Source organism: Pelomonas aquatica, from assembly GCF_026712205.1.
GTDB classification, from domain to species: domain Bacteria; phylum Pseudomonadota; class Gammaproteobacteria; order Burkholderiales; family Burkholderiaceae_C; genus Pelomonas; species Pelomonas aquatica.
Map to the genome: position 1 here is coordinate 55,095 of NZ_JAPPUW010000004.1, position 23,703 is coordinate 78,797.

Sequence of the window (23,703 nt, forward strand, 5' to 3'; positions counted from 1 at the left end):
TCGGGATCGAAAGGCATCGATTTCGGCCCGGCCAACATAATGAAAGCACCCGACCTTCAGGACCGCCGCATGCCCGCCGCCATCCAAGCCTTCCACGACCCCGCCACCGGCACGGTGAGTTATGTCGTGCACGACCCGGCCACCCGTCGGGCCGCCGTCATCGACCCGGTGCTGGACTACGACGCCGCCGCCGGCCGCACGTCCACACGCTCGGCCGACGCGCTGCTGGCGCATCTGCACGCGCACGAGCTGAACCTGCAATGGGTGCTGGAGACGCACGCCCATGCCGACCATCTGTCCGCCGCGCCCTATCTGAAGCAGCAGGCCGGCGGCCTGATCGCAATCGGCGAGCACATCCGCGGCGTGCAGGCCACCTTCGGCCGACTCTTCAACCGGCCCGTGGCCGACGACGGCTTCGACCGCCTGCTGGGCGACGGCGAGCGCTTCCACATCGGCGGCATCGAGGCCACCGCGCTGCTCGTGCCCGGCCACACGCCGGCCGACCTGGCCTACCAGGTCGAGGACGCCGTCTTCGTCGGCGACACCCTCTTCATGCCCGACCTCGGCAGCGCCCGCGCGGACTTCCCCGGCGGCGACGCGGGCCAGCTCTACCGCTCGATGCAGCGCCTGCTGGCCCTGCCGCCCGAGACGCGGCTGTTCGTCTGCCACGACTACCCCGCCGGCCGCGAGGCGCGCTGGCAGACGACGGTGGCCGCGCAGCGCGCCGCCAACATCCATATGCGCGACGGCGTCGGCGAGGCCGAGTTCGTCACGATGCGCCGCGCCCGCGACGCGACGCTGGGCGCGCCGGCACTGATGCTGCCGGCCCTGCAGGTGAACATCCGCGCCGGCCAATTGCCGCCGGCCGAGGCCAACGGCGTCGCCTATCTGCGCATCCCGCTCAACGCGCTGCCGAACGGGCGCGCCTGATGAGCAGCAGCACGACGCCGACGAGCACGACGCCGGCGGCCAGCCATTCGTGGCCGCTGATCTGCTCGCCGGCCAGCATCACGCCCAGCAGCATCGCGATGACCGGATTCACGAAGGAATAGCTCGACGCCAGGCCCGCCGAGGCTTCGGCCAGCAGCACCATATAGGCGTTGAAGGCGACGAGGGAGCCGAACGCGACCAGATAGGCCCAGGCCCACAGCGCCTGCGGCTCGATGCGTTCCGGCAACGCCTCGCCGTGCAGCAGGCTCAGGCCCATCAGCACCACGCCGCCGGCCAGCATCTCGCTGGCAAAGCCCATCGCGCCCGGCGCCAGCGGCCAGACCCGCTGCGACAGCACGCTGCCCACGGCCCAGCTGGCGCAGGCCACGCTGATCGCCACCAGCCCCGTCGGCGACGCGCCGAAGCCCTGACCCTGGGTCAGCAGCAGCACGCCCACCAGCCCGAAGGCGATGCCGAGGGACTCCAGCCGCGACGGCTTCTCGCCCCACAGCAGGTTGAGGCCGGCAATCATCAGCGGCATCACCGCGATGAAGGCCACGACCAGGCCCGAACCGACGGTCTGCTCGGCCGTCGCCGTGCCGCCCATGCCGCCGCCGAGCATCAGCCCGCCGATGACGAGGGCATGCAGCCACTGCCTGCGGCCGGGCCAGGGCGCGCCGCGCCAGCGCATCCAGGTGGCCAGCAGCGCGCCGGCGACGAGGAAGCGGCTGCCCATCTGCAGGAAGGGCGGCAGGCTGACCAGCGCGACCTTGATGGCGAGATAGGTCGAGCCCCAGACCAGCCAGGTGGCGGCCAGGCAGAACAGCAGCCGGGTGCTGAGCATGGGGGCGGTCTTGAGCGGCAGCGTCGTCGTGTTCATGGCCGGCATCGTAGGAATTGCAGCCCGTTCGCGACATGGGCTCTTCAAGGTTGCAATGCCGAAGCGCCTTAGGATTGCTGGACATCAAGGCAGTTTGTGGAGATTTTCATGCCCATCGAGCTGGACAGCCACGACCATCGCATCCTTGCCGAATTGCAGGCCGACGCCCGGCTGACGATGGCCGAACTGGGCCGCCGCGTGCACCTGAGCCAGCCGGCCGTGACCGAGCGCGTGCGCAAGCTGGAGGACGGCGGCGTCATCCGCGGCTACCGCGCCGTCGTCGACGCGGGCCGGCTGGGCTATGGCATCCGTGCCGTCATCCGCATCGGCAACACCGACGAGCCGGCGCTGCTGGCCGCGCTGGCGTCCAGCCCCGAGGTGCTGACGGCCTACGGCGTCACCGGCGAGGACAGCTGGATCCTCGAGATCGCCGTGCGCGACGTGGCCCATCTGAGCGCGCTGCTGGCGCGCTTCTGCCGGCAGACGCCGACGTCCACGGCCATCATCCTGCGGGTGCTGCGCGAGCAGGCGCCGCTGAAGCCGCTGGCCACGGCAGCGACGGCACCGGCCCTTCAACCCGCAGCCGCCAAGAAAAAACCTCGCCGCGGCGGGGCCTGATCGCGGCCGCCGCGCGGCGGCTCACTTCACGAGCAGCGTGTTGACGGCGCCGACGTCCTCGGCGCGCAGCTGGCCCGAGGCCTGGCGCAGCTTCAGGCTGTTGACGACGACGTCGTAGCGCGCCTTGGCCAGGTCGCGCTGGGTCGTGTAGAGCTGGGTCTGCGCGTTCAGCACGTCGAGGTTGACGCGCACGCCGACCTTGTAGCCCAGCTGCGTGGCCTCCAGCGCCAGCTTGGTGGACGATTCGGCCGCCTCGAAGGCGCTGACCTGGGCCTTCAGCGACTGCACGCCGAAGAAGGCGCGGCGCGTGGCCTCGGAGACGCTGCGGCGCGCGAAGTCGAGGTCGTTGCGCGCCTTGTCTTCCAGCACCAGGGTCTCCTTGATGCGGTTCTGCGTCAGGCCACCGGTGTAGATCGGGTAGGTGAAGGTCAGGCCGACGCTGGCCGTCTTCGTCGTGCCGACGCCCGAGGCGACCGAGGCGGGGCCGTTCAGGCTGTTGTGCAGGTTCTGGCCGCCGAGCGTCGCGCTCGCGTCCAGCGTGGGCTTCTCGGCGGCGCGGGCGATCTGCGTGTCGAGCTGGGCCACCTCCAGGCCCAGGCGAGCCTTGCGGATGCCGGGGTGCTGGTCGTCGGCCGTGGCGACCCAGGTGTCGACGTTGTCGCTGGCCAGGGCCGGCAGGGCCACCGGCGTGGCCAGGCCCTTGGGCTGGACGCCGACGCGGCCGACGAACTGGTCCAGCGTCACGCGCTTCACGCGCAGGTCGTTGTCGGCGGCCAGTTCCTGGGCCACGGCGAGGTCGTAGCGAGCCTGGGCCTCGCGCGTGTCGGTGATGGTGGCGGTGCCGACCTCGAAGTTGCGCTTGGCCGACGCGAGCTGCTCGGCGATCGCGGCCTTGTTGGCCTGCGAGGTGGTCAGCGCGTCCTTGGCGGCCAGCACGTCGAAATAGGCCGTGGCCAGGCGCACGATCAGGTCCTGCTCGGCCGTCTCCAGGTCGGCCTGGGCCACGGCATAGCCGCGCCGGGCCTTGTCGATGCTCGGCGTGTTGGCGGCGTTGTAGACCGAATACTTGCCCTGCAGTCCGGCCGTCAGCGTCGTGCTGTTGACGCCCGAGGGGCCGCTGGGCGGCTCGGTGCGCGCCTGCGTGCCGGTGGCCGACAGGCCCAGCGTCGGGCGCAGCAGCGCATCGGCCTGGGCCGAGCGCGCGGCCGCGGCATCGGCCGAGGCCTTGGCGGCCAGGTAGGTGGCGTCATAGCCCCGTGCGGCGTCGTACAGCTCCTGCAGGCTCTGGGCCTGGGCCGCGCCGGCGAACAGGAAGCCGGCGGCGATGGCCAGCGGTTGCAGGGTCGGGCGGCGGGCATGGACGAAGGGCATGGAATTCCTTGGCTGGAGCAATGATTTAAGCAGCGGCCGGGGTTATAGACGCAAAGCGCTCCGGTGACCGAAGGCATGCGACGACCTGCGCCCCCGAGGCCGGCAATCGGCGTTTTGGGGCGATGGGCTGCATGCCGGCAGGTCCTCAGAAGCTGAAGGCCGGGGCCTCGGCGAAGCCCGGCAGGCGGCCGGCGACCGTGTCGAACAGCTCGACGCGGCGGAACTCGCCCGCGCCGGTGCGCGTGACGAGCACGGCACGCATGACCGGCCCGGTGCCGACGATGGCGATCAGGCGCCCGCCGACCTTGAGCTGGTTCAGCAGCGCCTGTGGCAGCTCGGCGACCGAGCCGGACAGCAGGATCGCGTCGAAGGGCTCCTCGGCCGCGAGGCCGGCGGCGCCATCCTGGTTCAGCACCGTCACGTTCAGCGCGCCGGCACGCCTGAGGTTGGCCGCGGCCTGGGTGGCCAGGCCGGCATCGGCCTCCAGCGCGATGACGCGCTGGGCCTGGCGGCCGAGCAGGGCCGCGAGATGGCCGGTGGCGGCGCCGATCTCCAGCACCTTCTCGTGGCGCTGCAGCTTGAGCTCCTGCAGCAGGCGGGCCTCGACCTTGGGCGCCAGCATGCGGCGCGTGGCGCTCAACGGCAGCTCGGTGTCGACGAAGGCCTGGGCCCGGTGTGCCTCGGGCACGAAGTCCTCGCGGTGCACGAAGTGCAGCAGCTCCAGCACGCCGGGGTCGAGCACGTCCCAGGGGCGGATCTGCTGCTCGATCATGTTGAAGCGGGCTTGTTCGAGGTTCATCTTGTTCTCCGGGGCGCGGTAGGCGGGCTGAAAACCAAAATTCTAGAGGCCAGGCCCTCTCAGCCCGGCCGCGCGAGCAGGCCGTGCAGCAGCAGCGACATCTGCGCGTCCAGCATTTCGGCCGCGCCCATGGACGGCGCGCAGGCGTCGTAGTCGCCGAAGGAATGCTCGTGCAGCATCAGGTGCAGCATGGGTGCGATCAGCATGTGCACGGTGGCCTCGACGGCCACGTCGCGGAACTCGCCGGCGCGGATGCCGCGCTCGACCAGACCGCCGAGCAGGGCCTTGGACGGCGCGATGACCTCGTCCACGTAGAACTGCGCCAGCTCGGGGAAGTTCCTGGCCTCGACCAGCATGATCTTGTTGATGCCGCCGGCATTGCCCTCGCCGACCTTGCCCCACCAGGCCTGCATCATCTGCGCCAGCAGCTCGGCGATGGAGCCCTCGTACTGCGCGGCCAGCGCGGCCGACTCGGCGATGTGCACGCCCAGGTTCTCGCGCACGACGGCCTTGAACAGCTCTTCCTTGCTCGGGTAGTAGCGGTAGAGCGTGCCCTTGGCGACGCCGGCGCGCGCGGCCACCTCCTCGCTGCGCGTGGCCGCGAACCCCTTCTCGACGAAGAGGTCCAGCGCCGCGGCCAGCAGCTCCTGCGGGCGGGCGTCCTTGCGGCGTTGGCGAGGGGTGGCGGTGCTCAAGGCGGCGGAGTTAATGACCGGAGGGTCAGTAATGTATCCGGCCACGCCAGCCAGCCGCAAGACCATGACAAACGCGCTCGCTACACTGCGCCGCTTTATCGAGTTCGCCTGGAGCCTTTACGTGGATGTCATCCTGCTGATCAAAGCCGCCGTCATGGGCATCGTCGAGGGGCTGACCGAGTTCCTGCCGATCTCGTCGACCGGCCACCTCATCCTGACCGGCAGCCTGCTGGGGCTGACCGACGCCAAGTCCAAGGTCTTCGACATCGCGATCCAGAGCGGCGCCATCCTGGCCGTCTTCATCGTCTACTGGGCGCGCATCCGCGAGGCGCTGACCGGCCTGGCGAGCAGCGACAAGCAGCGCCGCTTCGTGCTGAACATATTTCTCGGCTTCCTGCCGGCAGCCATCGTCGGCCTGACCGTCTACAAGGCCATCAAGGCCCATCTGTTCAACGCCCCCGTCGTGGCCGGCGCCTTCATCGTCGGCGCCTTCATCATCCTGTGGGTCGAGAAGGTCGCCAAGCCGCGGCCCCGCATCCAGAGCGTTGACGACATGACGGCGCTGGACGCGGTCAAGGTCGGCTTCGTGCAGTGCCTGGGCATGATCCCCGGCACCAGCCGCTCGGGCGCCACCATCATCGGCGGCATGCTGCTCGGCCTGTCGCGCAAGGCGGCGACCGACTTCTCCTTCTTCCTCGCCATCCCGACGCTGATCTCGGCCGGCGGCTACAGCCTGTGGAAGGAGCGCCATGCGCTGTCGATGGCCGACTTCCCGATGTTCGCGGTCGGCTTCGTCGTCAGCTTCCTGGCCGCCTGGGCCTGCGTGCGCTGGCTGCTGCGCTACGTGTCCAGCCACACCTTCGTGCCGTTCGCCTGGTATCGCATCGCCTTCGGCATCGTCGTGCTGGCGACCTGGGCGACCGGCACCGTCGTCTGGGCCGACTGAAGGTCGACCTCAGGGCTGGCCGCTGGGAGGCGGCGTGAACCCCGGCTGCTTCAGCGACCGCAGGCTGGCCGAAGCAGCCGTTTCAGGGCCGACGACGCCGGCTTACTGGCCGCCGCTGCCGCTCGGCGCGGCCTGCCCGGCCAGTTCCACGCGCTCGCCCAGGCGGCTGGCGTTGGTGCGGACCAGTTCGGCGTACTTGGGCGAGTTGCGCAGATCCTGGTAGCGCTTCAGCGCGGCGCGGTAAGCGGGCGAACCGAAATCCGGGCTTTCCAGGCGGTCGTAGCGCTCCAGGCCGGACAGGCGGTAGATCTCCAGATCCGCCAGGACCTCCGCACGGGTCGCCGCGACCTCGGGCGCGGCCTGGCGGGTGAAGCGGGCGTCACCCTGGGCCAGCGTGACGGTGGCGATGACGGCCAGGGTGGCGGCGGCGATGGTTTGCTTGAGCATGATGGGTCCTCGATCGGTGGTGGGTTGAACAGACTTTGAAATGGCGCTAGCGCTTGTCGTGTCCGGGCAATTGCTGTCGTCGAGGTCAATGTAGGTTTCGGTCCACCCGCGAAAAAGGCCGCCCGAGGCAATGAACCATTGCAAGCGGCAGAAATATCGGAGTCCGCACTGTTGCCGGCGCATTGTTCGCCGCGCCGCAGTTGTCACTACTGCAACAACCCGGCGCCCCGGCGGCCGGCGATTGTTGCGATTTGCAGAAGTCTTCGTTCTGCCCCGGCCGATTGCCCTGCCCTGCCCCGGAACCTAGAGTCATCTCGCCGTCCTGGACCGTTGCCAGGCGTGCGAGTGGCGGGCGTCGGTGGCCTTGCTCCCACGGGCGAGAAAGAGGATCCACCTTGAACCGGCTGCACTCATTGAAGGCTTTCTGTCGCGTCGTCGAGCTGCAGGGCTTTGCCGCGGCGGCCCGCGACATGGGGCTCGCCCCCTCGGCCGTGACGCGCCTGATCAACGAGCTGGAGGCCCACGTCGGCGTGCGCCTGATCAACCGCACGACGCGGCGCATGGCGCTGACCGAGGCGGGCGAGGCCTACCTGGAGCGCGTGCGGCGCATCCTGTCGGAGCTGGAGGAGGCCGACGCCTCCGTGCGCTCCAGCAGCCTGGCCGTCAACGGCGTGCTGAAGGTGGTCGCGCCATCGGCCTTCGCCACCAGCCAGATCGCCCCGCTGCTGGTGGAGTTCCGGCGGCGCTATCCGGCGCTGACGGTCAGCCTGTCGTCGCCGGGCCTGGTGGAGTCGCTGGACGCGAACTTCGACGTCAGCCTGATCGCCTCGCGCGGCGCCCCCGGCGACGGCGAGTTCGTGGCCCGGCAGCTGGCCTGCTCGGACGTCATCCTTTGCGCCGCGCCCGCCTACATCGCCCGCTTCGGCCCCGTCGCCCGGCCGGCCGACCTGATGGAGCATGAACTGCTCACGAACCACCCCGGCGAGGAGATGGTGCTTCACCCCGACGCGTCGGATCCCGCCGCCACGGGCTTCCGCTTCACGCCCAAGGACCCGCCGCTGACGACCGGACGCATGGACATCGTGCTGTCCTCCGCGCTGGCCGGCCTGTGCATCGTGCCGCTGCCCAGCTATGCGGCCGCCCAGCCGCTCGCCGAGGGGCGGCTGGTGCGCGTGCTGCCGGGCTGGCGGCTCTATCGCATCTCGCTGCACGCGGCCATGCCCACCCGCAAGTACGTCCCGGCCAAGACACGGGCCTTCCTGGACTATCTGTTCGAAGTCTTCCCCGGCGGCGCCACCGACCCCTGGGCGCCGCTGGCCGATGCGCAGTGAGCCTGCTTCCATGGAAGCCGCCTCATTCCTCGACCACTGGCGCCTCGTGCCCGACCGCCTCCGGGCGCAGCTGCCCACCGCGGACGAGTGGCTGACGTCGGCCAAGACCTTCGCGGCCGCCATGCTGGCGCTCTACCTGGCCCTGGCCGCCGGCCTGCCCCGCCCCTACTGGGCCATGGCCACGGCCTACGTCGTCTCCAGCCCGCTGACGGGGGCCACGCAGTCCAAGGGCCTCTACCGCCTGATCGGGACGCTGCTGGCCGCCTTCATCGCCGTGCTCGTCGTGCCGCTGCTGGTCGACACGCCGATGCTGCTGAGCCTGTTCATCGCCACCTGGGTCGGCGTGCTGCTGCAGCTGTCGTTCCGCGACCGCATGCCCAGCAACTACGTCTACATGCTGTCGGCCATCTCGCTGCCGATGATCGCGCTGCCCGTGGTCCAGGCGCCCGAGCAGGTGTTCGCAATCGCCGTCGCGCGCTGCGAGGAAATCTTCCTGGGCACGGCCTGCGCGGCGCTCGTCTCGGCCCTCGTGCTGCCGGGGCGGGCCGCGCCGGCCCTGGAAGGGCGGTTCTCCGCCTGGTTCGACGACGCGGCCGACTGGACGGCCGGCGTGCTGCTGGGCGAGGCCGCCGCCCGGCGCGCCGTCAGCGTGCATCGCCTGGCCGGCGACGTGCTGGCGCTGGACCAGCTCATCAACCACCTCCGGCACGACAGCGACAACCGCGACGCCGTCAGGATCGCCCGCGAACTGCGGCTGCGCCTGTCCTCGCTGCTGCCCATCCTCGGCTCGCTGCGCGACGCGGTCGCGGGGCTGCGCCGGTCGCCGGCCGGCGAGCCCGCGTTCGTGGCCGCACTGCTCGACGACGTCTGCGCGTGGATGCGCGCGCCGCTGCCGGCCGGAGCCGGCGGCGCCAGCGCGACGCTGCTGCTGCGCCTGCACGCCTTCGCCCAAGCCGAGGCCCGCGGCGACCCACGCGGCCTGCAGCTGCGCCACGTGCTGCGCCGCCTCGAAAGCCTCGTGCAGCTCTGGCAGGACTGCCGCTCGCTGCAGCAGATGCTGTCCGACGGCCGCTGGGCCGACGGCTGGAAGCCGGCCTTCACGCGCTGGCGCCGGCACCACCAGGTCCATCACCACGATCGCGGCCTGCAGGCCTACGCCGCGTTCACGGCCGGCAGCGCCACCTTCCTGGCCTGCCTGTTCTGGATCTTCAGCGGTTGGAGCGACGGCGCGAGCGCCGTGGTGATGTGCGCCGTCACGGCCAGCTTCTTCGCGCTGCAGGACGAGCCGCTGGCGATGCAGCTGAACTTCGTGCTCGCCAACGCGCTGGGGCTGGTCGTCGGCGCGGTGCTGCTGTTCTGCGCGCTGCCGGCGGCGCAGGAGTTCGTCACGCTGGCCCTCGTGCTGGCGCCGTTCTTCCTGGTGGCCGGCAGCTATCTGGCGCGGCCCGCCTTCGCCGCGCTGGCGCTGGGCCTGAGCGTCACCGTGACGCTGAACCTGGCCGTCGCGGACGCCTACCACCCGGACTTCATGCCGCTGGCCAATGGCTGCGTGGCAGGCATTGCCGGCAGCATCTGGGCGCTGGTCTGGACCCAGCTGGCGCGGCCCTTCGGCGCCCGGCTCAGCGCGCACCGGCTGCTGCGCTCGGCCTGGAACGACCTGGCCCGCACGGCGGCGGGCCGGCACCGCGGCGACGACGACCGCCTGCGCGCCCACATGATCGACCGGCTGGGGCAGATGATGCCGCGCCTGGCCGCCAGCAGCGGCGCGCAGGGGACCGAAGGGCTGGCCGAGCTGCGGATCGGCCTCAGCGCGGCGCTGCTGCAGCGCCTGCGGCACCGCCTGCGGGCGCCGGCACGCCTGGCGGTGCAGCGCCTCCTGGACGCGCTGGAGATCCACTACCGCCGTCGCCTGCGCACGCCGGTCTCCATCGCACTGCCCACGCGCCTGACGCTGGCGCGCCGCCTGGCCGCCGCCCTCGGCGCCGTCAGCCACGACGCGGCCGACGCGCCGCAGGAAGCCCTGCACGCGCTGATGGAAATCGAGCTGGCCCTGCTCCCTCCCACCCCTCCACCGCGCCTGCCGGAACCCTCGACGAATGATCGGTGACCTGAGCTTCTACGGCATCTACCTGCCGGCCCTGGCGCTGCCACTGGCCATGGCCTACCTGGCCTCGACGGCCCTGCGGGCGCTGCTGAGCCGCACGCCCTTCTACCGCTGGGTGTGGCACCGCGCCCTCTTCAACGTTTCCGTCTTCATGATCGCACTCCAGGTCGCGGTCCGCTGGACGGCCGGATGGTTCCAATGACAAGAAAACTCCCCGCCACGCGGCTGCGCAACGCCGCCCGCAGCCGGGCGCTCCAGTTCGCGCGCCGCACCGCCCCCGTGCTCGTCACGGCCGGCATCTCCCTCGTCGCGCTGGTGGCGCTCAAGGACGTCTGGCAGCGCTACGCCGAGGCGCCCTGGACGCGCGACGCGCGGCTGCGCGCCACCGTGCTGCAGGTCGCACCGGACGTCTCCGGGCCGCTGACCGAGGTGCGCGTCCACGACAACCAGCGCGTCGCACGCGGCGACGTGCTGTTCCAGGTCGACACGACCCGCTTCGCGCTGGCGCTGGAGCAGGCCCGGGCCGCGCTGGCCCAGTCGCGCGCCGGCGCGGCCCAGGCCCGGGCCGCGCTGGACAACCAGCACGCCCAGCTCGCCCAGGCCCGCCGCGAGGCGGATCGCAGCCACCGGCTGTCCGGCCTGGTGGCGCAGGAAACGCTGGAACAGGGCGACGTCAAGGTCCAGCAGGCCGAGGCGGCCGTCGCGCTGGCCGAGGCGGCGCATGCGGCCGCGGACGCCTCGCGCGCCGCCGCCGAGGCCGCCGTGCGCGTGGCGCAGCTGAACCTGGAACGCACGACCGTGCGCAGCCCCGTCGACGGCTACCTCAACGACAACGCCCCCCACGTCGGTGACTACGTCAGCGCCGGGCGCTACGTGCTGTCCATGGTCGATGCAGCCGGCGTCTACGCCGACGGCTATTTCGAGGAGACCAAGCTGCAGAAGATCCACCCCGGCCAGGCCGTCACGCTGCAGCTCATGGGCGAGGGCCGGCTGCTGCGCGGCCGCGTGGAGAGCATCGCCGCCGGCATCGAGGACCGCGACCGCTCCAGCGGCGCCAACCTGCTGCCCAACGTGAACCCGAGCTTCAACTGGGTCCGGCTCGCGCAGCGCGTGCCGGTGCGCATCGCCATCGACGACTGGCCCGCCAGCCAGCGCCCCGTCATCGGCCGGACCGCCACGGTGTCGGTGGTCGACGACGCGCCTACCCAGGGCCATGCCGCCCGGCAAGGCCAGTCATGATCGGCAGTTCCTTCCTGCGCCGCCTGCCGCTGCTCGCCGCCGCGGCGCTGGCCGCCTGCACCACGGTCGGCCCCGACTACCACCTGCCCGAGACCGCCGCCCTCCGGCGGCCCGCGGCCGGGACGGCCTTCGCCCAGGCCATCGCCCCCGCCGCCGACGCGGCACCGCTGCCGGACGGCTGGTGGAGGCTCTATCGCAGCGCCGAGCTGGACGCCCTCGTCGAGGAGGCGCTAGCGGCCAACACCTCGCTGCGGGTGGCCACGGCCCACCTGCGCCGGGCCGCCGCCCTCGTCGCCGCCGTGGACGCCGAGCACCTGCCCCACGGCGGCGTCAAGGGCGGCCTCAAACGCGCCCGGGAATCGGGCGAGGCCTTCCTGCTGCCGGAGCAACTGCCCGTCATGAACGAGGGTGAGCTGGTGGTCGGTGCCTCCTACCAGCTGGACTTGTGGGGCCAGCTCAGGCGCGGCGAGGAGGCGGCGGAGGCCAACCTGCAGGCCGTCGAGGCGGCCCGGGACCTGGCGCGCATCAGCGTCGTCTCGCAGGTGGCGCAGGCCTATCTGCAGGTCTGCCATGCGCGGGCGCAGCGGAGCGCCGCCACGGACGCGCTGGCGCTGCGCGAACGCAGCCTGGCCCTGGCCGAGCGCCTGGAAGCGGAAGGGCGCGCCGCGCGTGCCGACGTGCTGCAGGCCCAGGGCCTCGTCGAGACCCAGCGCGCCGCGCTGTCGCGCTTCGATGCGGAGCGCGAGGCGGGCCTGTACCGGCTGGCCTATCTGCTCGGGCACACGCCGCAGGAGCTGGCGCCGCAGCAGGTCGCCTGCGCCGCGCCTCCCGTGCTGGCCCAGGCCATTCCCGCCGGCGACGGCGCCGCGCTGCTGAAGCGCCGCCCCGACGTGCGCCAGGCGGAGCGCGAGCTGGCCGTGGCCACGGCGCGCATCGGCGTGGCCACGGCCGAGCTCTATCCCAGCATCAGCTTCGGTGCGTCGCTGGGCGCGCTCGGGCTGGCCGGCCATCTCGGCGAACCCGCGACCCAGGCCTTCGGCCTCGGGCCGCTGCTGAGCTGGCGCATCCCGGACGCCGGCTCGCGGGCACGCGTGCGCATGGCCGAGGCCGACCAGCAGGCCGCGCTGGCCCGCTTCGACGGCGTGGTGCTGCAGGCGCTCGCCGAGGTCGAGTCCGCGCTCAGCCGCTACCGGCGCGACCTGGAACGGCTGTCCGCGCTGCGGCAGGCACGCGACAAGGCCGCCGCGTTGGCGCAGGACCAGCAGCATTACGTCGAGGCGGGGCGCCGGCCGCTGGCGACGGCGCTGGAATCGCGCCAGATGCTGGCCGTCGCGGACATCGCCTTGGCGGCGGAAGCAGCCGAAATCGCCCGGGACCAGGTGCAGGTCTTCCTCGCCCTGGGCGGAGGGTGGGAATCCAGCGGCACTGCCCAGGCGCCCGACGCGCAGCCACGATAATCGGCCGATGGCCATCACGATCAAGACCGCCGCCGATGTCGAGGGCATGCGCATCGCCGGGCGCCTGGCGTCCGAGGTGCTGGACATGCTCACGCCCCACGTCAAGCCGGGCGTCACGACCAACGAACTGGACAAGCTCGCCCACGACCACATCGTCAACGTGCAGCAGGGCATTCCCGCGCCGCTGAACTACTGCCCGCCGGGCTATATCCCCTATCCCAAGTCGATCTGCACGTCCGTGAACCAGCAGGTCTGCCACGGCATCCCGAACGACAAGCCGCTGAAGAACGGCGACATCGTCAACATCGACGTCACCGTCATCAAAGACGGCTGGCACGGCGACACCAGCCGCATGTTCGTCGTCGGCGAGGGGTCGATCGCGGCCAGGCGGCTGTGCGCCTTCACCTACGAGGCCATGTGGAAGGGCATCGCCAAGGTCAGGCCCGGCGCGCGCCTGGGCGACATCGGCCACGCCATCCAGACCTTCGCCGAGAACGCCGGCTTCTCCGTCGTGCGCGAGTTCTGCGGCCACGGCATCGGCCGCGTCTTCCACGAGGAGCCGCAGGTGCTGCACTACGGCCGCCCCGGCACGCTGGACGAGTTGGTGCCCGGCATGATGTTCACGATCGAACCCATGATCAACGCCGGCCGCCGCGAGATCAAGGAAATGGGCGACGGCTGGACCATCGTCACCCGCGACCGCTCGCTGTCGGCCCAGTGGGAGCACACGCTGCTCGTCACCGAGACCGGCTACGAGGTCATGACGCTGTCCGCCGGCAGCCCGCCGCCGCCGGCCTTCATCACGCAGGCCAGCGCCGCCGCAACGGTCTGAGCGTGGCCACCCTTGCCGACCTCCGCCAGCAGTTCAAGGCGGGCAAGCAGGCGCTGATCGACGGCTTCCTGGCCGCGCGGCCCACGCAGGCCGGCGCCCAGGCCCTGCTGCGCCACCTGGCCCGCCACGTCGACGACACGCTGCGCGCGCTGTGGCTGCAGTCGGCCCAGGCCGGCATGCCCGCGGGCGCCTGCCTCGCGGCCGTCGGCGGCTATGGCCGCGGCGAGCTGTTCCCGCATTCCGACGTCGACGTCCTCGTGCTGCTGCCCGACGGCGTCGAGGCCCATGTGCCCGGCCCGGTCAAGGCCGCCATCGAGGGCTTCATCACGTCCTGCTGGGACGTCGGCCTGGAGATCGGCTCCTCGGTGCGCACGCTGGGCGAATGCCTGAGCGAATCGCAGGCCGACGTGACCGTGCAGACGGCGCTGCTCGAAGCCCGCCCGCTGGCCGGCGACGCCAAGCTGTTCCGCCTGATGGCCAGGCGCTTCATGCAGGCCATGGACGCCAGGGCCTTCTTCCGCGCCAAGACGCTGGAGACGGTGCAGCGCCACACCAAGTACGACGACACGCCCTACGCGCTGGAGCCCAACTGCAAGGAAAGCCCCGGCGGCCTGCGCGACCTGCAGATGCTGGTCTGGATCGCGCGCGCGGCAGGCCTGGGCAAGACCTGGAAGGCGCTGGCCCAGGGCGGGCTCATCACGCCCTTCGAGAGCCGCCAGCTGCAGCGCAACGAGGGCCAGCTCAAGCTGATCCGCGCGCGCCTGCATGCGGTCGCGGGGCGCCGCGAGGACCGCCTCGTCTTCGACCTGCAGACGGCCGTGGCCCAGAGCTTCGGCTTCGCCGCGACCGACTCCGTGCGCGCGTCAGAGCTGCTGATGCGGCGCTACTACTGGGCCGCCAAGGCGGTCACGCAGCTGCACCAGATCCTGCTGCTGAACCTGGAGGAGCAGATCAACGGCTCCCAGCAGGACCTGCTGCACCCGCTCGACGGCCACCCCGAGTTCCTGGACCGCGGCCGCATGCTGGAGGTCGCCAGTGACGACCTCTACCAGCGCGACCCGCACGCGATCCTGCGCACCTTCCTCGTCTACCAGCAGACGCCCGGCATCAAGGGCCTGTCGGCGCGCACGCTGCGGGCGCTGTACAACGCCCGCAGCCTGATGGACGGCGCCTGGCGGCGCGACCCGGCCAACCGCGCAACCTTCATGGCCATGCTGCGCCAGCACGAGGGGCAGACGCATGCCTTCCGGCTGATGAACCAGACCTCGGTGCTGGGCCGCTACCTGTGGGTCTTCAGGTCCATCGTCGGGCAGATGCAGCACGACCTCTTCCACGTCTACACCGTGGATCAGCACATCCTGATGGTGCTGCGCAATGTGCGGCGCTTCTTCATCCCCGAGCACGCCCACGAATACCCGTTCTGCTCGCAGGTGGCCGCGCAGTTCGACCAGCCCGAGCTGCTCTACGTCGCCGCCCTCTTCCACGACGTGGCCAAGGGCCGCGGCGGCGACCACTCCGAGCTCGGCGCCGTCGAGGTGCGCCGCTTCTGCCGCCAGCACGGCCTGGGCGCCGACGACACGGCGCTATGCGTCTTCCTCGTCGAGCACCACCTGACGATGTCGCGCGTGGCCCAGAAGGAAGACCTGGCCGACCCCGAGGTCATCGCCGCCTTCGCCGCCAAGGTGGGCGACGCGCGCCGCCTCGCGGCGCTGTATCTGCTGACCGTGGCCGACATCCGCGGCACCAGCCCCAAGGTCTGGAACGCCTGGAAGGGCAAGCTGCTGGAAGACCTCTACCGCATCACGCTGCGCGCCCTGGGCGGCGCCCGCATCAACCTCGACGCCGAGATCGAGGCCCGCAAGGCCGAGGCGCGCCAGGACCTGGCCCTGCACTCGCAGCTGCCCGGCACCGAGGAGCCGCTGTGGAAGACGCTGGCCGTCAGCTATTTCGCGCGCCACGACGGCGCCGAGCTGGCCTGGCATGCGCGCTCGCTGTGGCGCCACGTCGAGACCCAGGTGCCCGTCGTGCGCGCCCGCCCCTCGCCCATCGGCGAAGGCCTGCAGGTGCTGGTCTACGCGCCCGACCAGCAGGACCTGTTCGCCCGCATCTGCGGCTACTTCGACGGCGCCGGCTTCAGCATCCTCGACGCCAAGGTGCACACCACGCGCAAGGGCTATGCGCTGGACACCTTCCAGGTCATCCGCCCCGAAGCCGACGTGCACCACCGCGACCTCGTGCCGCTGGTGGAACAGAAGCTGGCCCTGGCCCTGCAGGCCGGCGGACCGCTGCCCGAGCCCAGGCGCGGGCGGCTGTCGCGGCGCGTCAAGAGCTTCCCCTATTCGCCGCGCATCTCGCTGCGCCCCGACGAGCGCGCCACCGCCTGGCTGCTGACCATCTCCACCAGCGACCGCGCCGGCCTGCTCTACGCCATCGCCCGCGTGCTGGCGCGCCACGGCATCAACCTGCAGCTGGCCAAGATCTCGACGCTGGGCGAGCGCGTGGAGGACACCTTCCTGCTCGACGGCCCGGCGCTGCAGCAGAACAAGGCCCAGCTGCAGATCGAGAGCGAACTGCTGGACGCCGTCTCCCTGCCCGCATGAGCTTCGTCACAACCATCGCCGAGGCGGTTGCCGAACTGGACCGCTACGACGCCATCATCGACGTGCGCTCGCCGGCCGAGTTCGCCGAGGACCACATGCCCGGCGCGCTGAACTGGCCGGTGCTGGACGACCGCGAGCGCCACGACGTGGGCCTGCTCTACGCCAGCTCGCCCTTCGAGGCGCGCAAGCTGGGCGCGGCCCTGGTCGCGCGCAACATCGCCCGCCATCTGGAGACCAGCACCAGCGGCCTGCCCAAGAACTGGCGGCCGCTGGTCTACTGCTGGCGCGGCGGCCAGCGCTCGGGGTCCATGCACTGGTTCCTCGGCCAGATCGGCTTCCGCTCGCGCCAGCTCACCGGCGGCTACAAGGCCTATCGCGCCCAGGTGCGCGAGGATCTGGCCACGCTGCCCGCGCGCGTCGGCTGGCAGGTGCTGTGCGGCCGCACCGGCAGCGGCAAGACGCGGCTGCTGCACGCGCTGGCCGCCGAGGGCGCCCAGGTGCTGGACCTGGAGGCGCTGGCTGCCCACCGCGGCTCCGTGCTCGGCGCCCTGCCCGATGCACCCCAGCCCAGCCAGAAGGCCTTCGACAGCAGCCTGTGGGCGGCGCTGCGCGCGCTGGACCCGGCCCGGCCCGTCTACGTCGAAAGCGAGAGCCGCAAGATCGGCCGCATCGCGGTGCCCGAGGCGCTGCTGGCGGCCATGCGCGGCGAGCGCAGCGGCTGCATCTGGATCGAGATGCCCGAGGCCGCGCGCGTCGAGCTGCTGCTGCAGGACTACGGCCACTTCGGCGCCGACCCCGACACCTTCTGCCGCGCGCTGGACGGCCTCGTCGAACTGCGCGGCCACGCCCGCGTCGCGGCCTGGCAGGCCCAGGCCCGCGCAAGCGACTGGGCCGGCGTGTTCGCCGCGCTGATGCGGGAGCACTACGACCCCGGCTACGAACGCTCGCTGCGCGGCCACTTCCCGGCCCTCGCGCAGGCACGCCAGCTGCCCGTCGCGTCCGCCGACGCCCGGACGCTGAAAGCCGCCGCCCAGGCCCTGCTGCAGGCCTGATGGCCCCTGCCGCCACGCGGGAGCTTGAGCCTCGTCAAGCCCGCGTCGCCGCACTGCGGTGACACTGGCGCGCTATGCCCCATCGTTTCACTGAACAGGCGCTGCGCGAGTCGCAGGCCTTCGGCGTGCGGCCCATCCCGCTGCTGCGGTCGCTGGGCTGGCTGGCGCGCGGCTGGCAGGACCTCTGGCAGATGCCGCTGCTCTCGCTCTCCCAGGGCGCGCTGATGGCCGCGTTCGGCGCGCTGCTGTGGTGGTTCGCGCACGACCGCTTCTGGCTGCTGTCGGGCGCCTTCAGCGGCTTCCTGCTCGTCGCGCCGGTGCTGGCCACCGGCTTCTATGCCTGCAGCCGCGAGCTCGACCTTGGCGGCCGGCCCGGCTGGCACACGCTGCGCGAGGCTTGGCGGCCGCGCGACGGCCGCCTCGTCGTCTTCGGCGTGCTGCTGGCCTTCGCCGGCACCGGCTGGGTGATGAGCTCGGCCAGCCTCATTGCCGGCTTCGCGCCCACGCCCGTGCGCACGCCCCATGACTTCCTCGTCCTCATCGTGATAAACGACAGCTCCCATCTGTTCGAACTCTGGCTCGCGCTGGGCGCCGTGCTGGCGGCGCCGGTGTTCGCGTCCAGCGTCGTCGCCATTCCGGCGCTGCTGGACCAGCCGCAGACCAAGCTCGGCGTCTTCGGCGCCGTGCTGACGAGCTGGCGCGTCGTGCTGGAGCATCCGGCGCCCATCGCGCTGTGGGCCGCGCTGCTGATGCTGCTGACCCTCGCCGGCATGGCCTCGGCCCTGCTCGGCCTCGTCGTCGTGCTGCCCTGGCTGGGCCACGCCAGCTGGCATGCCTACCGCGACCTCGTGACGCGTCGCCAGGACTGACATGAAGCCCCCACGTTCACTTCGTTCACTGCCCCCCGGGGGGGCGCGTCATCGCCTTCGGGCGGCCGGGCGGCGCTGACATGTGGGGCTACACGGAAGCGCAGATCGCGCAATTCGGCCTGAGCTTCGGGGTCGCGGCCTTCATGCTCTACATGGTCTTCATCATCCTGCAGCTGGCGCGGGAGTCCAAGGCGGGGCGCTTCGGCACCTTCGTGCTGCTGCTGGGCCTGGGCTTCGGCCTGGTCGGCTTCGCGGCCAAGGGGGTCATCAAGTTCTTCCTCGCGGGCCACATCGGATGAAGGACGCCGCCGCCCGCATCAGCCGCAGCTTCCGCCACAGCCGGCTGGAGGATGCCCAGGCCCTGCTGACCGGCACGCTGTTCGCCGCGCTGGGCGTGGCCCTGTTCAAGCAGGCCGGCATGCTCAGCGGCGGCACGGTCGGCATCGCCTTCCTCGGCCACTACGCCAGCGGCTGGCCCTTCGGCGCGCTGTTCTTCGCGATCAACCTGCCCTTCTACGGCCTGGCCTGGAAGCGCATGGGCCGGGCCTTCACGGTCAAGACCGTCATCGCCGTCACGCTGATGGCGGCGCTGTCCGAGGCGCTGCCGCACTGGCTCGGCATCCAGGCGCTGAACCCGCTGTTCGCGGCCGGGGCCGGCGGCCTGCTGATCGGTGCCGGCATGCTGATCCTGTTCCGCCACCGCGCGTCGCTCGGCGGGCTGAACGTGCTGGTGCTGTGGCTGCAGGAGACGCGCGGCTGGCGCGCCGGCTATCTGCAGGCCGGCCTGGACGCGGCCATCCTGCTCGCCGGCCTGCCCTGGGTGCCCTGGCAGCGCGTCGCGCTGTCGCTGCTCGGCATGGCGGCCATCAACGCGGCCCTGGCCATCAACCACCGGCCGGGCCGCTACATGGCGACCTGAGCCAGATCGCCGGCCAGGCTGGCCATCGTCTCCGGCGCGATCTGCAGATGCGCCGGGTAGTGGGTGTGGTCGCAGCCCAGCTTGACGGCCGCACCGGCCTTCACGGCCTCGCGCATGGCCGTGCTCAGCTCGAAGCGCACGAAGTGCACGGCCGAGGTCTTCTCGTCGTTCTCGCGGTCCAGGTCTTCGTCGGCGATGGCGTAGACGCGCGCCTGGCCCTCGATCTCGACGAAGAGGCGGTCCTCCACGCCGATCAGCCGCGCCAGCTCGCGGCGGCGCTCGTTGGGGTCGGGGTATTCGATCAGCAGCGTCGCCTTCCAGTTCCTGCCGTCGGGCACCAGCGGCGCATAGGCGTCGATCTCGGCCTGGATGCCCTCGTCCTCGAAGATCTTCTCGATGCGCAGCATCTCCTGGATCTGGTGCCGAATAGTGCGCTCGTCCTCGAACTGCAGGTTCAGGTGCTCGCCCAGGCGCACGCTGCGCAGGCGGCGGTGGGCGACTATCGATCCCTTCTCGGTCTTGCGGAAACGCGAATAGGCCTCCAGCGTCATCAGGCTGTCTCGGGTGATCGTCATGGCGCGATTCCGTAGGCGGTGCGCAGCAGCGTGAGCGGATGGGCCAGGGCCTTGGCCGGCGTGCCTGCTGCCGCCATGCCCTGCGCGATGTGGTGGCCGGCCAGCGCGCAGTCACTGCAGATGAAGTCCGGCTCGTCCTTGGCCATGGCCTTGAACACCGGCTTGCCGATCTTCATCGCCACCGGGTGGTAGGGCGTCTTCACGCCATAGGTGCCGGCGTGGCCCGAGCAGCGCTCGACGGTGTTGAGCCTGACCTCCACGCTCTGGCCGATGAGCTTGAACATCTCCTCCGTCTTGCGGCCGATCTTCTGCACGCGGCCGTGGCAGGGCACGTGGTAGCTGACCCTGCCCAGGGCCTGCTTGAAATCGGTCCTCAGCAGGCCGTCCTTGTGGCGGGCGACGAGGTATTCGAACGGATCCCACATCGCGTCCTGCACCTGCTTGACGGCCTCCTCGGCCGGGAACATCAGCGGCAGCTCCTGCTTGAACATCAGCGTGCAGCTCGGGATGGCCGACAGGATCGCGAAGCCGTCCCGCGCATAGGGCGCCAGCACGGCGATGTTGGCCGTCTTGTGCTTCTCCACCGTCTCGAGGTCGCCCAGCTCCAGCTTGGGCATGCCGCAGCAGGACTCCTTCTCGACGATGACGTAGGGGATGGCGTTGTGCTCCAGCACCTTCAGCAGGTCGAAGCCGATGCCCGGCTCGTTGTAGTTGACGTAGCAGGTCGAGAAGATGGCCACCTTGCCCGGCGTGCGCTCGCCGTTGGTGACCACCTGCGACTGCGACTTGGGCGCGCTCCAGCGGAAGCGCTTGGCCGCCAGCTCTGGCAGCCAGGCATCGGGGTGCACGCCAAGCTGGCCGTCCAGCACGCGGCGCGCGAGCCTGGTGCGGTTTACCGCATTGACGGCCTGCACGACGACGGGAATGCCGGCGAACTGGCCATGCACGTCGGTCGACGCGAGGAAGCGCTCGCCCGCGCCGACCTGGCCCTTGCGGAACTTGATGGCCTTGGCCCGCAGCATCGTGTGCGGGAAGTCCAGGTTCCACGCATGCGGCGGCACATAGGGGCATTTGGTCAGGTAGCAGAGGTCGCACAGATAGCACTGGTCGACGACCTTCCAGAAGTCCCGCCTGTCGACGCCGTCCAGCTCGCCGGTCCTGCCCGCGTCGACGAGGTCGAACAGCGTCGGGAAGCTCTGGCACAGCGACACGCAGCGCCGGCAGCCGTGGCAGATGTCGAAGATGCGCTCCATCTCGTGGAGGCATTTCTCCTCGTCGTGGAACTGCGGGTTCTTCCAGTCGAGAGCGTGCCTCGTGGGCGCTTCGAGATTGCCTTCGCGGGTCATGATGAAAAGAGGCCGCGTTCAGCGGCCCCGTGGAGATTTTTCAATCAACCAGCGCGTCCAGCGCCTTCTGGTAGCGGTTGGCGTGCGAGCGCTCCGCCTTGGCCAGCGTCTCGAACCAGTCGGCGATCTCGTCGAAGCCCTCGTCGCGCGCCGTCTTGGCCATGCCGGGGTACATGTCGGTGTACTCGTGCGTCTCGCCGGCCACGGCGGCCTTGAGGTTGTCGCGCGTCGGGCCGATGGGCAGGCCGGTGGCGGGGTCGCCCACGGCCTCCAGGAACTCGAGGTGGCCGTGCGCATGGCCGGTCTCGCCCTCGGCCGTGGAGCGGAACAGCGCGGCGACATCGTTCTGGCCCTCGATGTCGGCCTTGTTCGCGAAATACAGATAGCGGCGGTTGGCCTGCGACTCGCCCGCGAAGGCGTCCTTCAGGTTCTGCTCGGTCTTGCTTCCTTTCAGGCTCATGGCAGTCTCCGGTCGGGGGTGGGGCCTCACGCTAGCGCGACGCGAGCCGCCCCGCCAATACAAGCTTTCAATCCGCCCTATAGCAGCCCGCTATGCCAACGTCGGCCTGCCAGCTGACGCGCCAGCCGACGGGAACGACCGTGGCGGTCGCCCAGGAAGAGGCGTCCGATTTGCCGGGTGAACGCCGGCAGCCACGAGGGGCGCCGACGATAGCGCCCCCAGGCTCAGGCTATACTTTCTTTCTGCGTGGGGGGGTAGCTCAGCTGGGAGAGCGCCGCGTTCGCAATGCGGAGGTCGGGAGTTCGATCCTCCTCCTCTCCACCACCGATGCCGGCCTCAGAGGGAAACCTCTGGGGCCTTTGTCGTTAAAGGGCTTTTTCCCATTGGTCTTCCCACAATCCTTCCCACAACCAGCCGAAAAGTGGCCCCGTGGGAGAATGCGGAAGTGCCCCAAGTGCCCAAGAAAACCAGCTACCTTGTCACCAAAGGAAGCCGTTACTACTTCCGAATCCGCGTCCCGAATGAGCTGCGCGAGGCCATCGGGAAGAAGGAACACACCGAGGCCCTCGGGGACCTGAACAAGGCCCAGGCTGAGGTCCAGGCTGCCCGCCTCGGGGCGGACTGGCAAGCCCGGTTCCTGCGCGAGCGCCACGCCCTCGGGTTCGCCCCACACCCCCCTGCCCCGCCTCCACAGGCTGTGGCCGCCGTTGCGCCCCGCGTGGCGACCCTTGAGGAGGTCCAGGCCCTCGCCACCATGGCCGGGCGGTCAATGCTGGAGGCCGACGAAGAGATGCGCGTCGAGGGCCTTCCCGCGCCCTCCAGTAGCCCGGAGTTCGGGCCAGGGGTGGAGCTTGACGTGGCGCTGCCTGATGCCATCAAGGGCCGCAGCATGGATGGCGTGGCGATCCAGGCCGAAAGCTGGCTCGGCTCATATGGCCTCGTCCTACCCGAGGACCCACCAGCGCGCCGCCGCATGCTCTACGTGTTCGCCATGTCGATGGCGAAGGCGCGCAAGGGCCAGAAGCTGCGGGACGAAGGCGAGCCCGTCGATACGCCCCCAGAGGTCGGCCTGCCCTCCTCCCTCGCCGGCCCCGACAGTTCCACACTGCCGCCCGCCGAGAAGCCAGCGTCCGCGCTGAAGCTCCGTGATGTCTACCAGCTCTGGTGCAACAAGGCGAAGAAGCCGTCAGCCAAGTCCGTGTCCGTGGCCGGGCGTGTGGTGGACATCTTCGAGGAGGTCTGTGGAGACCCGCCGTTGATGCAGCTGACCCGCAAGCATGGCCTCCAGCTCCGGGACCACTTCCTGTCCACCGGCATGGCCCCAGTCACCGCCCGCGACCGCCTCGGCTGGGTGACGACACTGCTGCGTTACGAGATGGCCGAGGGCCAGCGCATCGAGTCCGACCCGTGGACGAACATCAAGGTCGAGGGCTCCTCCGAGGCCGTCATCGAGCGACAGGCTGTGAGCCCCGCGCAGATGACCAAGCTGTTCGGCCATGAGCTATTCCAGGCGTACAAGCTCCCCAGAGCTCGCAACGCGGGCCAGGACGCGGCCTACTGGCTGCCCATCATGGGGGCGTACACGGGTGCCCGCATCACCGAGCTGGCACAGCTCCTTGTGGCCGACCTGAAGCAGGACGGTGAGCAGTGGTTCCTGTCCATCGCCGCCAGCGAGGAGTGGCAGTCCGTGAAGAACAAGCCCAGCGAGCGCACGATTCCGCTGCATGTGGAACTGGTGCGGCTGGGCCTGCCCGAGTACGCCGTAGTCATGCAGAAGGCCGGACACAAACGCCTGTTCCCGGTCCTGCCAGTGTCTGAGGTCAACAACGCCGGAGGTGCCTTCTCAAGCTGGTTCTCCAAGTTGAAGACCAGCAGCGGGTGGGGTCTGGACACCACCTTCCACTCCTTCCGGCACACGGTTGAGACTCTGCTGCGACGCGCTGAGGCGTACCCGCTGCACATCGACAAGTACGTGGGCCACCAGCACGACGGCGGCGAAGGCAGCAAGACCTACGCGAAGGTGTTCCCCGAGGACTTGGTGAAGGTCGCCGGCCTGATCCAGCATGACAGCATCGCGCTGCCCCGCGTGTTCCCGCCAGAGGGTTGGTCAGCCCCTGCGCCAGTGGCTGCAGTCCTCATGACCGAGCGCCGCGAGTAGCTGGGCTGTAAGGGGCGGCCTCGCGGACCCTGGCTGTGCCGGGCTCGTTGCTCACTCAAAACCTATTGGCACAAT

General features: G+C 70.7%; 23 protein-coding genes and 1 tRNA gene. 16 read left to right on the forward strand and 8 right to left on the reverse strand.

Translation table 11 applies throughout. The annotated features are described in order from the left end of the window. The first annotated feature begins 69 nt into the window (after window positions 1-69). Window positions 70-930, forward strand: a complete 861-nt coding sequence (locus NYP07_RS05260; protein WP_268148171.1) for an MBL fold metallo-hydrolase — start codon at window positions 70-72, stop codon at window positions 928-930. Here NYP07_RS05260 and yedA read toward each other — a convergent pair. Beyond that, entirely contained in the window at window positions 902-1,810 is a 909-nt protein-coding gene (yedA, locus tag NYP07_RS05265; protein ID WP_268148173.1) for a drug/metabolite exporter YedA, read from the reverse strand. The two genes, NYP07_RS05260 and yedA, sit on opposite strands and share 29 nt — an antisense overlap. Window positions 1,811-1,918: 108 nt before the next feature. On the opposite strand from yedA, the gene NYP07_RS05270 reads away from it, so the two are divergent. Further along, a complete protein-coding gene (locus NYP07_RS05270) occupies window positions 1,919-2,428 on the forward strand; it encodes an Lrp/AsnC family transcriptional regulator (protein WP_268148174.1) in 510 nt (169 codons plus the stop codon). Between the two features lie 21 nt (window positions 2,429-2,449). Here the strand turns inward: NYP07_RS05270 and NYP07_RS05275 are convergent, their stop codons facing one another. From NYP07_RS05275 to NYP07_RS05285, 3 genes are all read right to left on the reverse strand, one after another. Beyond that, the gene (locus tag NYP07_RS05275) at window positions 2,450-3,799 is read right to left on the reverse strand and encodes a TolC family outer membrane protein (protein WP_268148176.1); all 1,350 of its coding nucleotides are present in this window, start codon (window positions 3,797-3,799) and stop codon (window positions 2,450-2,452) included. Between the two features lie 145 nt (window positions 3,800-3,944). Continuing rightward, window positions 3,945-4,598, reverse strand: a complete 654-nt coding sequence (locus tag NYP07_RS05280; RefSeq protein WP_268148178.1) for a protein-L-isoaspartate O-methyltransferase family protein — start codon at window positions 4,596-4,598, stop codon at window positions 3,945-3,947. A 59-nt stretch (window positions 4,599-4,657) separates the two neighbouring features. Then, window positions 4,658-5,293, reverse strand: coding sequence for a TetR/AcrR family transcriptional regulator (locus NYP07_RS05285; RefSeq protein ID WP_268148180.1), 636 nt, complete (start codon window positions 5,291-5,293; stop codon window positions 4,658-4,660). Between the two features lie 121 nt (window positions 5,294-5,414). Between NYP07_RS05285 and NYP07_RS05290 the strand changes: the two genes are divergently transcribed. After that, complete coding sequence (locus NYP07_RS05290) at window positions 5,415-6,239, forward strand: undecaprenyl-diphosphate phosphatase (RefSeq protein ID WP_268148544.1); 825 nt, start codon at window positions 5,415-5,417, stop codon at window positions 6,237-6,239. A 102-nt stretch (window positions 6,240-6,341) separates the two neighbouring features. On the opposite strand, the gene NYP07_RS05295 is transcribed toward NYP07_RS05290, so the two are convergent. After that, window positions 6,342-6,686: a hypothetical protein gene (locus NYP07_RS05295; RefSeq protein WP_268148182.1), complete on the reverse strand. Its 345-nt coding sequence runs from the start codon at window positions 6,684-6,686 to the stop codon at window positions 6,342-6,344. A 395-nt stretch (window positions 6,687-7,081) separates the two neighbouring features. Between NYP07_RS05295 and NYP07_RS05300 the strand changes: the two genes are divergently transcribed. The 11 genes from NYP07_RS05300 (at window position 7,082) to NYP07_RS05350 (ending at window position 19,089) form a co-directional block, all read left to right on the forward strand. Further along, window positions 7,082-8,017, forward strand: coding sequence for a LysR family transcriptional regulator (locus NYP07_RS05300; RefSeq protein ID WP_268148184.1), 936 nt, complete (start codon window positions 7,082-7,084; stop codon window positions 8,015-8,017). Window positions 8,018-8,027: 10 nt separating this feature from the next. Beyond that, window positions 8,028-10,124 (forward strand): FUSC family protein, encoded by a 2,097-nt coding sequence (locus NYP07_RS05305; RefSeq protein WP_268148186.1) that lies wholly within the window; start codon window positions 8,028-8,030, stop codon window positions 10,122-10,124. Continuing rightward, window positions 10,114-10,323: a DUF1656 domain-containing protein gene (locus tag NYP07_RS05310; RefSeq protein ID WP_268148188.1), complete on the forward strand. Its 210-nt coding sequence runs from the start codon at window positions 10,114-10,116 to the stop codon at window positions 10,321-10,323. The genes NYP07_RS05305 and NYP07_RS05310 overlap by 11 nt, the downstream gene beginning before the upstream one ends. Continuing rightward, window positions 10,320-11,360 (forward strand): HlyD family secretion protein, encoded by a 1,041-nt coding sequence (locus NYP07_RS05315; protein ID WP_268148190.1) that lies wholly within the window; start codon window positions 10,320-10,322, stop codon window positions 11,358-11,360. The genes NYP07_RS05310 and NYP07_RS05315 overlap by 4 nt, the downstream gene beginning before the upstream one ends. Next, window positions 11,357-12,817: an efflux transporter outer membrane subunit gene (locus NYP07_RS05320; RefSeq protein ID WP_268148192.1), complete on the forward strand. Its 1,461-nt coding sequence runs from the start codon at window positions 11,357-11,359 to the stop codon at window positions 12,815-12,817. Before NYP07_RS05315 ends, NYP07_RS05320 begins: the two co-directional genes overlap by 4 nt. Next, complete coding sequence (gene map / locus NYP07_RS05325) at window positions 12,786-13,649, forward strand: type I methionyl aminopeptidase (protein ID WP_268148546.1); 864 nt, start codon at window positions 12,786-12,788, stop codon at window positions 13,647-13,649. The genes NYP07_RS05320 and map overlap by 32 nt, the downstream gene beginning before the upstream one ends. 2 nt (window positions 13,650-13,651) lie before the next feature. Next, the gene (locus NYP07_RS05330) at window positions 13,652-16,249 is read left to right on the forward strand and encodes a [protein-PII] uridylyltransferase (RefSeq protein WP_268148194.1); all 2,598 of its coding nucleotides are present in this window, start codon (window positions 13,652-13,654) and stop codon (window positions 16,247-16,249) included. Next, complete coding sequence (gene mnmH / locus NYP07_RS05335) at window positions 16,246-17,301, forward strand: tRNA 2-selenouridine(34) synthase MnmH (RefSeq protein WP_268148196.1); 1,056 nt, start codon at window positions 16,246-16,248, stop codon at window positions 17,299-17,301. Before NYP07_RS05330 ends, mnmH begins: the two co-directional genes overlap by 4 nt. A 74-nt stretch (window positions 17,302-17,375) precedes the next feature. Then, on the forward strand, window positions 17,376-18,170 hold the full coding sequence (locus NYP07_RS05340; protein ID WP_268148198.1) for a DUF2189 domain-containing protein: 795 nt from the start codon (window positions 17,376-17,378) through the stop codon (window positions 18,168-18,170). Between the two features lie 80 nt (window positions 18,171-18,250). Beyond that, window positions 18,251-18,469: a DUF2788 domain-containing protein gene (locus NYP07_RS05345; protein ID WP_268148200.1), complete on the forward strand. Its 219-nt coding sequence runs from the start codon at window positions 18,251-18,253 to the stop codon at window positions 18,467-18,469. Next, window positions 18,466-19,089, forward strand: a complete 624-nt coding sequence (locus tag NYP07_RS05350) for a YitT family protein (RefSeq protein ID WP_268148202.1) — start codon at window positions 18,466-18,468, stop codon at window positions 19,087-19,089. Before NYP07_RS05345 ends, NYP07_RS05350 begins: the two co-directional genes overlap by 4 nt. Here the strand turns inward: NYP07_RS05350 and NYP07_RS05355 are convergent. Genes NYP07_RS05355 through NYP07_RS05365 form a run of 3 tightly spaced genes read right to left on the reverse strand, consistent with a single transcriptional unit; the run spans window position 19,074 to window position 21,470 of the window. Beyond that, window positions 19,074-19,664 (reverse strand): DUF3501 family protein, encoded by a 591-nt coding sequence (locus NYP07_RS05355; protein WP_268148204.1) that lies wholly within the window; start codon window positions 19,662-19,664, stop codon window positions 19,074-19,076. The genes NYP07_RS05350 and NYP07_RS05355 overlap by 16 nt on opposite strands. Next, window positions 19,661-21,010, reverse strand: coding sequence for a (Fe-S)-binding protein (locus tag NYP07_RS05360; RefSeq protein WP_268148206.1), 1,350 nt, complete (start codon window positions 21,008-21,010; stop codon window positions 19,661-19,663). The genes NYP07_RS05355 and NYP07_RS05360 overlap by 4 nt, the downstream gene beginning before the upstream one ends. A 40-nt stretch (window positions 21,011-21,050) precedes the next feature. Next, a complete protein-coding gene (locus NYP07_RS05365; RefSeq protein ID WP_132569926.1) occupies window positions 21,051-21,470 on the reverse strand; it encodes a rubrerythrin family protein in 420 nt (139 codons plus the stop codon). A gap of 248 nt (window positions 21,471-21,718) precedes the next feature. On the opposite strand from NYP07_RS05365, the gene NYP07_RS05370 reads away from it, so the two are divergent. Next, window positions 21,719-21,794 (forward strand) — tRNA-Ala (locus tag NYP07_RS05370). A gap of 130 nt (window positions 21,795-21,924) precedes the next feature. Then, window positions 21,925-23,628: a DUF6538 domain-containing protein gene (locus NYP07_RS24025; RefSeq protein WP_268148210.1), complete on the forward strand. Its 1,704-nt coding sequence runs from the start codon at window positions 21,925-21,927 to the stop codon at window positions 23,626-23,628. Window positions 23,629-23,703: the final 75 nt, after the last annotated feature.